Below are 12,880 nucleotides of genomic sequence, written 5' to 3'. Positions count from 1 at the left end.
GGGGGGAGTAGCCGTGCAGATGAAAAAGAGCGCAATTGGATTATCTTTGGTGGCAACCTTGGCACTCCTGTTCGGAGGATGGTTCTTGTATCAAAAGATGGAGATTGAGGAGCCAATCCGTGCAGAAATTGGACAAATGCAGTCCGCAACATTGGGCAATTTGGAAATCAACAAAGATAAAATTCAAATAGATGTAACTGTTACAAAACCAGACGCATTTCCAGCAGAATATCGGAATCTGCTAACGGAGACAAAAAAGATCGCAGGGGAAAAAGAAGTGGTCATTGACATCGACAATCAGTCGACAACGATGCACGATATTTGGCAGAGTGGTCAATTTGTGTTTACAGAAGCAGTGGAGTTGCATGAATATAGCCGCATTCCAGCCCTTATGGAACAATGGAAAAAGGGGAATCAACTCGACCAAGCATCTGCATCGATGGATGACAAGAACATTTATGTTTATATGAAAAAAGGAACGGAGGATTTTTACACCATCATCCCCCGATCCAATGAAAAAGAGGTGACGGCACGTGCGTAAGGAAATACTGATCGGCGTCGTACCTGCACTGTTGATTTTTCTTGTTTTTCTTGGTGTAAACATTACGCCATTCCTGGTGTTCGGAGCCGTACTGGGTGCGATTTACTTTCTGGTCATCCGCCAGCAAAATGGACAAGGTGGAAATGTCGCCCTCGGGGGAAAAAGAAAAGTAAACAAGCATGAGCTGCCGAAATCGGACGTGCAGTTTGCCGATATCGGCGGACAGGAACGCGCAAAAAAAGAACTGAAAGAATCGCTTGATTTTCTCGTGTATAAAGACAAAATTGAGCAGTACGGGATTCGCCCGATTAAAGGTGTTCTTTTGACAGGTCCTCCTGGTACGGGTAAGACACTGATGGCGAAAGCGGCAGCAAATTATACAAATTCTGCTTTTGTGGCGGCATCGGGTTCGCAGTTCGTAGAGATGTACGTCGGTGTCGGTGCACAACGCGTCCGTGAATTGTTTCAGGAAGCGAAGGCATTAGCAGAGAAAAATGGGCAAGACAGCGCGATTATTTTTATCGATGAGATCGATGTCGTCGGTGGAAAAAGGGACGGTCAACAGCAGCGTGAATACGATCAAACCTTGAATCAACTGTTGACGGAAATGGATGGTGTAGCTACGACTGACAAACCGCGGATTTTAGTCATGGCAGCTACGAACCGGAAGGACATGCTCGACGCAGCGCTGTTGCGTCCTGGTCGTTTTGACCGTCATATTAGCGTTGATCTTCCGGACAAACCAGCACGCGAGCAGATTTTGACCATTCATACGGCCAATAAACCGCTAGGCGAGGACGTCACACTGGAAAAAGTGGCTCAGGAGACATTCGGATTTTCTGGCGCGCAGCTGGAGAGTGTAGCCAATGAAGCAGCTATTTACGCCATGCGTGACCGCCAGGACAAGATCACAGCGAAGCATTTTGGCTATGCAGTGGACAAGGTTATGCTCGGAGAGAAGGTAGACCGTCAAGCATCTGAGGAAGAGAAGAAGCGCGTTGCTCTCCATGAATTGGGACATGCCATTGTAAGTGAGAGCGTGCGACCAGGCTCTGTATCGCAGGTTACGCTGAGTCCACGAGGCAAAGCACTGGGATACGTCCGACAAAATCCAATGGAAGACCGCTATCTGTATACCAAGGAAGCGATGGAGAAGCAAATCATGGTTAGCCTTGGAGGAGCCGTAGCGGAGGAAATCTACTACGGTGGGCGCAGTACTGGATCGAAGAATGACTTCGAGCAGGCGCTGGGAATGGCACAGGAAATTGTACAAAGCGGTATGTCCGAGCTAGGGATTGTACATTTGCAATACGTGGATAAGAATCGGATTCATGACGAGGTTGAGCGTCTGCTGGAAGGATTGCTCGCAGAAACTCGCAATCTTTTGAGACAATTTGATTCCGTATTCCAAACGGGCCTGCATACATTGTTGGAAGCGGAAGTTCTGCAAGGCGATGAGTTCAGGGCCCTATTGTCACAAACGAAGGAAGAAGTTGCTGTATAAGTGAAGATAATGAACCTGCTAGCCAAGGGAAGAGTCGGCGAAGCAGGTTTTTTTGTGTTTGCTCGCTGTAAAAAGAAAATAAACCATTAGAATGAAAAATAAAGTATTAGACTGGGAACGGCATTAAGTTACCGGGAGAATAGCTGGTTCGCGGAAAATAATAATGACGATTGATAGGCGCAATAAGGCAGCGCCTATTTTTAATTTAGGATAAGCAAAACTACCGTATTAACATTCATTCAACTTCACGACTCCTTTATTTCTAGAGTGCCAGAGCGGCCGCCGCTGCCTTTTTGCCTTTAAAATCATGGAATTTCTATAAAAATAAAAGTATTTTCCTCTTAATTCGCTTCATCCTCCTTCAATCATCCATGTAAAATAATATTTTATTTATATATGCTTATACGAAAGCCAAAGCTTTCATACGGCAAAAATAAATAAAGGAGATTTTTTCGTGAACTCAAACACTGCTTTTATAAGAAAAGGCGGAGCAAATGTGTCGTCTTCCAAACGTCTTCCGTGGGTCGGGCTGCTGGCCTTAGCCATGGCGGGATTCATCTGCATTCTTACGGAAGGCCTACCTGCTGGATTACTGCCACAAATTGCACAGGATCTTGGGGTCACAGAAGCTCTTGCCGGACAATTGGTCACTCTCTATGCGGTTGGATCTCTTCTGGCCGCCATTCCTTTGACAACGGCTACCCGCGAGTGGAGGCGCCGGCCGCTTCTGCTGCTGTGCATCATCGGCTTTCTTGTTTTTAACACCATCACCGCGTTATCTTCCGTTTATGTGTTGACGCTTGTCGCGCGTTTCTTCGCAGGTGTCTCGGCAGGTGTTCTGTGGGGGATGACGGCCGGTTATGCGCGGCGCATGGTGCCTGATTCGCAGAAAGGAAGAGCGATGGCAGTAGCCATGGTTGGCACCCCGTTGGCATTGGCGCTGGGCGTTCCGCTAGGCACTTTTTTCGGTACTTATACAGGCTGGCGTCTCATTTTCGGAGCTGTATCATTACTGGCTGCAGCCCTTATTGGCTGGGTGCTCTGGAAGGTGCCGGATTATGCCGGCGAGCCTGCCGGTGATCAGCTCCCTTTTCACAAGGTTTTCCTGATTCCTGGTGTACGGCCGATTCTGTTCGTCGTTTTGGCATGGGTACTAGCTCATAATATTTTGTACACCTATATTGCACCGTATCTTGCGGAAACCGCGTTTGCTCAGCGAGTGGATTTGGTTCTTCTTATTTTTGGAATAACCTCGGTTGTCGGCATTTGGGTGATAGGTATGCTGATTGACCGTTCTCTAAGAATGCTGGTTTTAATCAGCATCACGGGATTTGCTTTGGCTTCTGCAGCCTTGGGAATCGGAATGAATCAACCTGCAATCATCATTCTTGGTGTTACAGTGTGGGGGCTTACGTTTGGCGGGGCAGCCACTTTACTGCAAACAGCAATAGCACAAGCTGGGGGAAACAGCGCAGATATAGCCCAATCGATGCTGGTTACCGCGTGGAATGTGGCAATCGGCGGAGGGGGCATTATTGGTGGGTTTCTTCTCGAGCTGCTTGGAGCAGGATTCCTTCCGGGCTCATTAATTATCCTGCTGCTTCCCTCCTTGCTTGCAGCTTGGCTAGCTAAAAAGCATGGCTTTCCTTCCTAAAGGAATCCGCAAGTATGTGTAACATAAGCAAAAAAATGAATCCGCTGCAAGGCGGATTCATTTTTTTGGGATTATAAAATTAAATCTTATGCAAGCAAATTCGGTTCTCCAATGAGATTTTTATAAGCGATCGGTGAAGACATTACGATCAGAGTCGTATAGGTTCCGTATTGATCGCACCGGTTTTCAAACCCTTCCAGCTCCTGGGTTGTTTCCGTAAGGACCTTCAATAAATAATTATGCTCTCCGCTTATCCGGTAACATTCCATGACCTCCGGTGAAGAACGACAAAAATCAAGGAAAGGATAGCAATTCCTTGTCCTAACAAGCATATAGGCTGTGCATTGCTTACCCACTTTTTGCGAAGAAATGACTGTTCGGTATTCCTCGATAACGCCCTTTTCTTCCATGCGTTTTACACGTTCAGTTACGGCTGGCTGAGACAGTCCCACCAGCTTTCCTAAATCTGTCATTGATAATCTCGCCTGGTTCTGCAAATGGAGCAGGATGTTTTTATCGATTTCGTCCAAGAAAATCGCCCTCCTTTATTTTTAAAGTTATTTCTTTTAAATACCTTTAGAATCATCGAAAACCTCTTTATCTAACTTGTTTGTTTTATGTAAGGAAGCAGAAATTATTACTATAATAAACTCACTTGCTATTAATAATCAAGTAAATTACACCAGGAGAGGATGAGAAACATGAGAAATATAGATCTGGAATTGGTGCATAAAAGCGTCAATGAGGTAATTGACCGCACACTTGAGGAAAAAAGGATCGTGGGTACCGTCGTCCAAATTGCATTAGGCGGAAACCTCGTTTACAGCAGGCCTGCTGGTTGGGCCGATCGCGAGCAGAAACGGCCGATGCAGGAAAATGCTTTGTTTAGATATGCTTCGGTAACCAAGCCGATCGTGTCAACGGCAGCCTTGGTATTAATTTCCCAAGGGAGATTGCAGTTAAACGATCTGGTGGAAAAATGGTTGCCCACCTTTCGTCCCAAACTGCCAAACGGACAGTATGTTCCCATAACCGTTCACCATCTGATGACGCATACCGCAGGCTTAACTTACCGTTTCTTTCAGGAAGAAAAGGGAACTTATGAGCATGCCGGGGTATCGGACGGCATGGATCTGGCGGGAATTACACTTGAAGAGAATCTACAAAGACTCGCTTCTGTCCCGCTTCTATATGAGCCAGGGAAAATGTGGAGGTATTCCATAGCAACAGACGTGCTCGGAGCGGTCATTGAAAAGGTTACTGGAATGCCGCTAAGTGAAGCTGTACGGATGCTTGTAACTCATCCGCTTTCCATGAAGGACACGGATTTCAAGGCCGTGGACACGGACAGATTGACTACGGCTTACGCAGACAGTGCTGGAGAGCCCCGGCGCTTGCACGATTTTGATACCGTTCCATTCGTGGAGGGGACGGCAGGATTCCTCCTTTCGCCCAACAGGTTTACCGATAAGACAGCTTATCCTTCCGGGGGAGCCGGCATGATTGGCAGCGCAGAAGACTTTCTTAAACTGCTGGAAGCTTTGCGGCAGGGAGGAAATCCGATTCTGCCGGAGGCTCTTGTTACGGAAATGACAACCAATCAAATTGGTAACCTTGTAATGCCCTATTGGCCGGGGCGAGGCTTTGGACTTGGTTTCACGCTGCTTAAAGACCCAGCGGCTGCCAATGCACCGGAATCGCCGGGAACTTGGCGGATGGGCGGCACCTATGGTCACTCTTGGTTTGTTGATCCGAGAGAGGAGCTTAGCGTAGTAGCGTTCACCAATACAGCGCTTGAAGGAATGTCAGGCAGGTTTACAACAGAGCTGTGCGAATCTGTCTACAGGGGTATTCGAGGAGTTAAGTAAAGAGAAAGAACGTTGTCTTGAACAAATATTCGGAGTATGCAGACCCTAGATGGATATCAGATTACACTTACTAAGTTAATTTGAGACAAGAATTTACCATGCAGTACAATCCGTCGTTCAACTTAACGGAGAACGAGTTCAATAAACCAGCCGCAGCCTAGGACTTTATTTTTCCGGTCCAAGGCTACGGCTGGTTTTATATTGAAGCCAGTCTAAAACTTATTTTTCGGAGTCTAACGGTTTTGCAATTCAGACTTCCACGTAGGTTCAACAATTCAAGTCTAAAACTATATTTTCTTCGGACATTGGCCACTTGGGCAAATCAGGATGAAACAATTTTGTAGACACGGTGCCAAATAAGTAAATGGATGAATATCCTACAAAGGTGATACGGGAATGAAATCAGGAGGCAAGGAGACCCTATGGCCAATGTGAACCGGCGAAAAGCAAACAAAAGTCTGAGCAAAACCTTTAGGCAGACCATGCACGAGTTACCGCTCTCATATACATCATCACCCGATCGGGAGTGGATGGAAGACCTCGAATTAAATCTGCTTGAAAGTCATTTGGAGAGCAGTCACAGAATACCTCCCATCTCTGCTGCCACACCGAAAGAGCAACAAAACCCGATTCCCAAAGTACCTAAGCAGGACCTATCCTCCAAACAGGACTCGTTTTCCAGACAGGATTCAACTTCCAGACAGGATTCAACCTCCAGACAGGATTCAACTTCCAAACAGGATTCAACTTCCAGACGGGATTCAGCTTCCAGACAGGATTTACCTTCCAAACCGGATACGCCTTCCAAACCGGATACGTCTTCCAAACAGAACGTATCTTCCAAACAAAACGCTTCCTCCAAACAGAGCTCAACTGCTAATCCGAACTTTTATTCGAAGGTCATCAAAGACCGAAATGATGATCGTGTCCAATCATTTGTCTATACAGACGACTTGACAGATCAATCCGTGACAACAGAAAAAATTGCGAACCGTGCCATTGACGCGTCCAAAATTAAGCAAGGCGCCGTGGATAATTCGATTTTGAAGGATTATGCCGTGGATAGCAGTAAACTCGCGGACAAGAGCGTAACTTCCACCAAACTCGCCCCGCATGCGGTACAGAGGGATCATCTGGGGCAGGGAATCGTAAGCGGCGAGCATTTGCTGGATTATTCGATTTCCGCGCAAAAATTGATCAACCATAGCATTACTTCCGAGAAGTTAGCCGATAAAACCATCGACTCGATGAAATTTGCCGATCACTCGATCCAGAGCAAGCATATTCAAGAGCAAGCGATCACGAATGAGTTGATTCAGGATCAATCGATTACCTCGGAAAAAATAAAGATGGGGACCATTCAAACAAGTAATCTCGCCAATTATGTGATCAACACAGTGAAGATTGAGGATGGAGCTGTCACAGGCGATAAATTACGCGATGGAGCTGTAACTTCGACAAAGATAGATGAAGATACAATTGAGTCTCAACATATTCGTGAAGGCTCCATTTACCATCATCATCTCACGGAAGAGCTAATCGATGGCAGCAACATTAGCGCTGGCAGCATCACAGATCATCACATTGCATTTCAGGCCATTTATAGCCAGCATTTACATCCAGAAGCGGTGACCAGCGATAAAGTGGGGCCTTATGCGATATTGACTGAGCATTTGGACAACAACAGTGTCACGGCAGAAAAGCTCGCCAAAGAATCAATTGGCAGCACACATTTACAAGCTGGCAGTGTCCTATCGAGTCACTTGCAAGACGGGATGCTGACGGCTAAAAAAATTGGGGATCAACAAATTACCTCAGCCAAGATAGCTGATAAGGCGATCACTGCCGACAAATTGGCGAACAGGTGTGTAGGAGAGCAACACTTGCTCGATGAGAGCGTGAGTTCACGACATCTGATTGACGGAACCATTCGCTCAGAAAAGCTGGCAAGAAGATCTGTGGAAGAACAGCATTTGACTGACAGAATCATTGGGGGCAATCATCTACGCGAGTACATCATCCAGACCCAGCATTTGCATGACCACTTGGTGACCACCTCAAAATTGGCGCCGGAATCTGTTTCCACAGACAAAATCTCGGATCTTAGCATTACGACAAGCAAGCTTGGTGATGCTGTCATCACAGCGCCCAAAATAGCCAAAGATGCGATCAAGACCCGCCATCTAGGCAGATCAGCCGTGACGGGGGAAAAGATTGCGGAAAAAGCAATTTCATCTACACATCTCAACAGTCACATCATTCAAGCGGACCATCTCCAGGGTAACTCCATTTCCAAGGAAAAATTACAGGACGGCAGTGTTACCCGAGAGAAAATAGCCGATCAGAGCATTGATGCGAGCAAGCTAGATAGCCATTCCGTTCATGGTGCTCATGTCATAAAAGGCAGCCTGGATGGAACACATATTAAGGAAGGAACGCTCAAAGGAAGTCATCTGATTAGCAAGAGCATAACAGAACAGCATTTGCAAAACCGGATCATTACGCAGGAAAAACTGGCAGAGGACTCCGTGACCGGTTCTAAAATTGCGTCCAAAGCTGTCACTACGCATCACATTGCAAATCAGTCCATTGATGCGGAGAAATTATCCTTTCCGGTAATTGAGACCCATAATCATATTGGAGTAACCTTGCAACAATACGGTTTCGTCCCCTTCAGGCTTTCTGCCACAAGCAAGTCTACAGATGTAATTGTTCGATTGCCGCAGCCTTTTGCGGATACACATTATTGTATGGTGGCGATGACAAATCAACCGGGCATCTATACATCGCTCAAATACACGAAAAGGACTGCAGCGCTCATCACCGTATTTCGCAATCAGGAGGGGCAGGAAGCGACTGGTGTGATTCACTGGATCGGGATTGGAGTAAAAGGAGTAGATGTCCCACACGAAATATTGGATTGGTCAACAGAGAGGGGACAATTGGAGGCAGAAGAAGTCGAGGAAGATCACGACTTTGATGAGGAAGACGTGGATGACGAAGATACGAATGATGAAGATGTGGAAGATGAGGACATGGTCGACGAAGATACGGATGATGAAGATGTTGAAGATGAGGACATGGTCGACGAAGATACGGATGAGGAAGATGAGGAAGATGAGGAAGACATGGAAAATGAGGACATGATCGACGAAGATACGTATGATGAAGACAGGGAAGATGCGTACATGGACGAGGATGACATGGACGATCACGACACGGATGAAGATGAAGAAGACACGGATGATAGTGACCTCGAGCAAGATTATGAAAGTAGTGAAGAATACGATAGCGAGGACGATAAATAATTCGGTAGGAAACAACAATGGGGCGAATGGATGATTCAGAAGCAGGGAGGCCGATGTTGAGATCAGGTCTCCCAAATGTATATTTAGTTTACATAATTATTTTATCGTTAACATTATACAGGGAGACTTTCATTGAATTTGCAGGCCCCCAATAGTATAATTGTTTGGTATACTTAGTCTGTATTTGCGTGGCATGGTAAATGGAGGGAATCATTCAATGTTGACGACGATTGCCCGAATCGGGCAGCATGTTGGACAAGAAGTACGCCTGGGATGCTGGTTATACAACAAACGCAGCAGCGGCAAGATTCAATTTTTGCAGCTCCGCGACGGATCCGGCTTCATTCAAGGTGTAGTAGTAAAAGCGGAAGTAGCGGAAGAAGTGTGGGAGAATGCATCGCAGCTCACACAAGAAAGCTCACTTTACATAACTGGTTCAGTTCGTGCGGATGACCGCGCACCAAGCGGTTACGAACTGACAGTAACAGGTGTGGAAATTATTCAGATCGCCCAGGAATATCCGATTTCCTTGAAGGAACACGGTGTTGACTTCCTGATGGACCATCGCCACCTGTGGCTGCGTTCTCCACGTCAGCGTGCAGTCATGGCTGTGCGTTCCGAGGTGATTCGCGCCATGTATGAGTTCTTCCACGAGAACGGTTTCGTAAAAGTAGACCCGCCAATTTTGACACCGACCTCTGCGGAAGGTACCACCAACCTGTTCCATACCAAATATTTTGATGAGGATGCGTATCTCTCGCAGTCCGGCCAGCTTTATATGGAAGCAGCCGCTATGGCGTTAGGTCGCGTTTACTCTTTCGGACCAACTTTCCGTGCCGAGAAATCCAAGACACGTCGTCACTTGATCGAGTTCTGGATGATCGAGCCGGAAATGGCTTTCGTAGATCACGAAGAAAATCTGCGTATTCAGGAAGCGTTTGTTTCTCATGTGGTACAATCCGTATTGAAAAACTGTGAGCGCGAACTGAAAACGTTGGAGCGCGATACAACAAAACTGCAAAATGTAACGGGATCGTTCCCACGCATCTCTTATGATGATGCGATTAAACTCTTGCAGGAAAAAGGTAGCGAGATTAAATGGGGAGACGACTTCGGTGCACCGGATGAGACGATGATTGCGGACCATTTCGACAAGCCTGTTTTCATCACCCATTATCCTACCGAAATCAAGGCTTTCTACATGAAGCCACACCCTGAACGTCCAGAAGTGGTTCTGTGCGCGGATATGATCGCACCAGAAGGCTATGGTGAAATTATCGGGGGTAGCCAGCGGATTGATGATCCAGAACTGTTGGAGAAACGTTTTGCTGATCATGAGCTTTCGGAAGAGGCTTATCGCTGGTATATGGACCTTCGCAAATACGGTACAGTTCCTCACTCCGGCTTCGGTTTGGGTCTGGAGCGTACCATTGCATGGATTTGCGGGCTGGATCATGTGCGTGAAACCATTCCATTCCCACGCATGCTGAATCGTCTCTATCCATAGAGCTCCTTTATCGATGAACGATCTACACCCTGTTGCGCGAGGGCAGCAGGGTGTTCCTATTGTTTGACAGCGCGTTTTACGCACTCCCTTGTTATCCCAACCCAGAGGTGAATATGCGTTATGGACTCCCATATATTGCAATTGTTGCAAGAAGGAGCAACATCCGTCTCCAACCTTCTTTTGAAAATGTATAAGCGTATGTCATTGACTGATGACGAGATGATGCTACTGATTCATCTGCTGTCCTTTCAGCAGGAAGGGAATCGATTCCCGACCTTAACAGAGCTGGAGGAACGCATGTCCATGACAAGCAGGAGATTGATTCAATCTCTTCAAAAGCTATTAAAAGAAGATTGGATTACGATAGATGAGTTTATCGATCCACAAACTGGCATGCGTCATGAGCAATATAATTTGACACCGTTGTACAAAAAGCTGTACCAGACCTGGCGGGAGCAGCAAGCAGACCCGAGAAGTATAGACCCTTTTATGGAAGTGGCCGTTTCTCTGGATGCCGAACCTGTTGCCATTTACGCTCGTTTTGAACAGGCATTTGGCCGCCCGCTAGCGCCGTTTGAATTGGAGAACATCCACATGTGGACCGAACAGGACGGCTATCAGGAAGACTTGATTTTGACCGCTTTGCGTGAGGCTGCAACCGTCGGCAAGCTCCACATCCGCTATATTGACCGGATCTTGCTCGAATGGCAAAAGCAACAGATAACAACTGTAGAAGAAGCACGTCTTTACAGCTTGAACTTCCGCAGACAAGCAAATATGAGAGACCACGGGCAACCGCTTTGATTTCATCCAAATCAAGCGGTTTTTTCTATGTCACCGTACACGTACCCATTTTCCTTGTCTGTCATAACATATTACGTAGATGCAAGCTTCAGGAGGCGATAACTTGTGGAAAAACGAAAAAAATGGGATCTGTCTCATTGGGTAACACCAGGTGTGTTTTCAGGAAGCTATGTTGTAGATGAGGCAGTTCAGCGTATTTCAATCGTAAAAGCCAATGAAAAACAAGATGAGGTAGTAACGGAAAACGTCCAGGAGCTGGTCGTAAATACAACAGCAGAGCAGCCGAAGGAACTGCTCTTGGAGCCTACCTTCGAAATTATTATGAGAGAGACCGACGAGGCCGTCGTGGAACAGGTTCACCAGCTTGAGCAAGAAGTGATGGAACTGAAAGAGGCACTTGCTTCATGGGAAGAAAGATGGGAGAACCTTGAAGAAAACCATGCTAAACAATTGCAGTACTTGTACCAAGTGGTTCTTTCACTGAAAAAGGAGTGGGAGATCGAGCGAAATGAACATCGCGATTATTAGTCCGGGTCCCTTTTCTGTACCACCGGTCAAAGGAAGCTCGGTCGAACACGATATTGACGAGGTCACAAAGATGATCGAGCCCATGCATAACGTGACGATCTACACTCGTCAATGTGCGACCTACCCAACCTCATCCGTGGAAGAAAATCGGCGGTTCATTCGTGTCCCGTATCAAGGGCCAAAGCCATATTTGCGCCGGATTATTCATCATATCAAGAAAAATAAGCCAGATGTCATTCTTGTGGAAAACAGACCGATCTATGTTCTCACATTAAAACGCCATTTTCCCAAGATCCCAGTCTTTGTGAATATGCACTCTCATGTATACGGGTCACAGCCGATCATCAGCAAGGAAAATATGAAGCGTGCCGTTCGACTGGCAACAGGTTTTATTACGAACAGTGAATTTTTACGTCAACATTTTATTCGGACGTGCAAGATTCCTGCCAATAAAATCCATGCAGTTCACCTCGGAGTCGATGTCACACCTTATCAGGTTGCAAAAATAGCGGTCAAAAAAATGCGTCAAGAACTCGGATTGAAGCCAGATGATCGCATCTTGTTTTATGCCGGACGACTTATGCGCGGCAAAGGGGTACATGTGCTGATCAAAGCCTTTCGCCAGGTGAGCAAACAAGACCCGAAAGCCAAACTCGTGATTGTGGGGGGGACGGGATACGGCAGCAATCGCCTAAATCCGTATGTTCGAGAGCTCAAACGACTTGCGAAGCCCTTGGGGGAAAAGGTGCGCTTCGTCAATTTCGTCCCATCCGCAAAAATGCCGCTTTACTACCAAATTGGGGATGTCGTAGCCACACCGTCTGTTTGGAAAGAAGCGTTTTGCCGTGTCAATTTAGAGGCAATGGCTGCCGGAAAGCCTGTCATTTCCACTCCACGTGGCGGCATTCGTGAAGTCGTTGCCCACGAGAAAAGTGGCTTTATCATCCCGCCAAAAGATTGGGAAAAAGGATTGCCTGCTGTGTGGGAGTTGTTGTGGAGTTCGCCAGCTGTCCGGAATGAAATGGGCAAACAGGCTCTGCAACGAGCAAAGTTTTTTTCTTGGTATGCAACTGCGCAAGGCTATCTGAACGTATTTGAATCAGTCGTTCCAACACGAATAGAAGAGAAACAGCAGCTTTTAAAAACTGGCTAATTTGAGTGGAAAT

10 protein-coding genes are annotated in these 12,880 nt (G+C 46.6%); 9 read left to right on the top strand and 1 reads right to left on the bottom strand.

Translation table 11 applies throughout. The annotated features are described in order from the left end of the window. Positions 1–13 precede the first annotated feature (13 nt). The 3 genes from HP570_RS12545 (at position 14) to HP570_RS12535 (ending at position 3,699) form a co-directional block, all read left to right on the top strand. Positions 14–541: a hypothetical protein gene (locus tag HP570_RS12545; protein ID WP_064199999.1), complete on the top strand. Its 528-nt coding sequence runs from the start codon at positions 14–16 to the stop codon at positions 539–541. Continuing rightward, complete coding sequence (locus tag HP570_RS12540) at positions 534–2,045, top strand: AAA family ATPase (protein WP_173625979.1); 1,512 nt, start codon at positions 534–536, stop codon at positions 2,043–2,045. The genes HP570_RS12545 and HP570_RS12540 overlap by 8 nt, the downstream gene beginning before the upstream one ends. A 454-nt stretch (positions 2,046–2,499) precedes the next feature. Beyond that, on the top strand, positions 2,500–3,699 hold the full coding sequence (locus tag HP570_RS12535) for an MFS transporter (protein WP_173625978.1): 1,200 nt from the start codon (positions 2,500–2,502) through the stop codon (positions 3,697–3,699). 86 nt (positions 3,700–3,785) lie between these two features. Here HP570_RS12535 and HP570_RS12530 read toward each other — a convergent pair whose 3' ends face one another. Next, positions 3,786–4,229: an Lrp/AsnC family transcriptional regulator gene (locus tag HP570_RS12530; RefSeq protein WP_064200002.1), complete on the bottom strand. Its 444-nt coding sequence runs from the start codon at positions 4,227–4,229 to the stop codon at positions 3,786–3,788. Positions 4,230–4,400: 171 nt separating this feature from the next. Here HP570_RS12530 and HP570_RS12525 point away from each other — a divergent pair, with 171 nt between their 5' ends. From HP570_RS12525 to HP570_RS12500, 6 genes are all read left to right on the top strand, one after another. Next, on the top strand, positions 4,401–5,567 hold the full coding sequence (locus HP570_RS12525) for a serine hydrolase domain-containing protein (protein ID WP_173625977.1): 1,167 nt from the start codon (positions 4,401–4,403) through the stop codon (positions 5,565–5,567). Between the two features lie 422 nt (positions 5,568–5,989). Next, complete coding sequence (locus HP570_RS12520) at positions 5,990–8,875, top strand: WIAG-tail domain (protein WP_173625976.1); 2,886 nt, start codon at positions 5,990–5,992, stop codon at positions 8,873–8,875. A 217-nt stretch (positions 8,876–9,092) separates the two neighbouring features. Next, on the top strand, positions 9,093–10,382 hold the full coding sequence (asnS, locus tag HP570_RS12515; protein WP_173625975.1) for an asparagine--tRNA ligase: 1,290 nt from the start codon (positions 9,093–9,095) through the stop codon (positions 10,380–10,382). A gap of 120 nt (positions 10,383–10,502) precedes the next feature. Continuing rightward, entirely contained in the window at positions 10,503–11,186 is a 684-nt protein-coding gene (locus HP570_RS12510) for a DnaD domain-containing protein (RefSeq protein WP_012686199.1), read from the top strand. 105 nt (positions 11,187–11,291) lie between these two features. Continuing rightward, positions 11,292–11,714, top strand: a complete 423-nt coding sequence (locus HP570_RS12505; RefSeq protein ID WP_142496141.1) for a hypothetical protein — start codon at positions 11,292–11,294, stop codon at positions 11,712–11,714. After that, the gene (locus HP570_RS12500) at positions 11,695–12,867 is read left to right on the top strand and encodes a glycosyltransferase family 4 protein (protein WP_173603909.1); all 1,173 of its coding nucleotides are present in this window, start codon (positions 11,695–11,697) and stop codon (positions 12,865–12,867) included. Before HP570_RS12505 ends, HP570_RS12500 begins: the two co-directional genes overlap by 20 nt. Positions 12,868–12,880: the final 13 nt, after the last annotated feature.

Source organism: Brevibacillus sp. RS1.1, from assembly GCF_013284365.1.
GTDB lineage: Bacteria > Bacillota > Bacilli > Brevibacillales > Brevibacillaceae > Brevibacillus > Brevibacillus brevis_D.
This window is presented reverse-complemented; position numbering and strand designations above follow the sequence as displayed.

Bases quoted from the DNA above. Each gene is read 5' to 3' on its own strand.
- HP570_RS12525 (WP_173625977.1), top strand. From the start codon at position 4,401: ATGAGAAATATAGATCTGGAATTGGTGCATAAAAGCGTCAATGAGGTA.
- HP570_RS12520 (WP_173625976.1), top strand. From the start codon at position 5,990: ATGGCCAATGTGAACCGGCGAAAAGCAAACAAAAGTCTGAGCAAAACC.
- asnS (WP_173625975.1), top strand. From the start codon at position 9,093: ATGTTGACGACGATTGCCCGAATCGGGCAGCATGTTGGACAAGAAGTA.
- HP570_RS12510 (WP_012686199.1), top strand. From the start codon at position 10,503: ATGGACTCCCATATATTGCAATTGTTGCAAGAAGGAGCAACATCCGTC.
- HP570_RS12500 (WP_173603909.1), top strand. From the start codon at position 11,695: ATGAACATCGCGATTATTAGTCCGGGTCCCTTTTCTGTACCACCGGTC.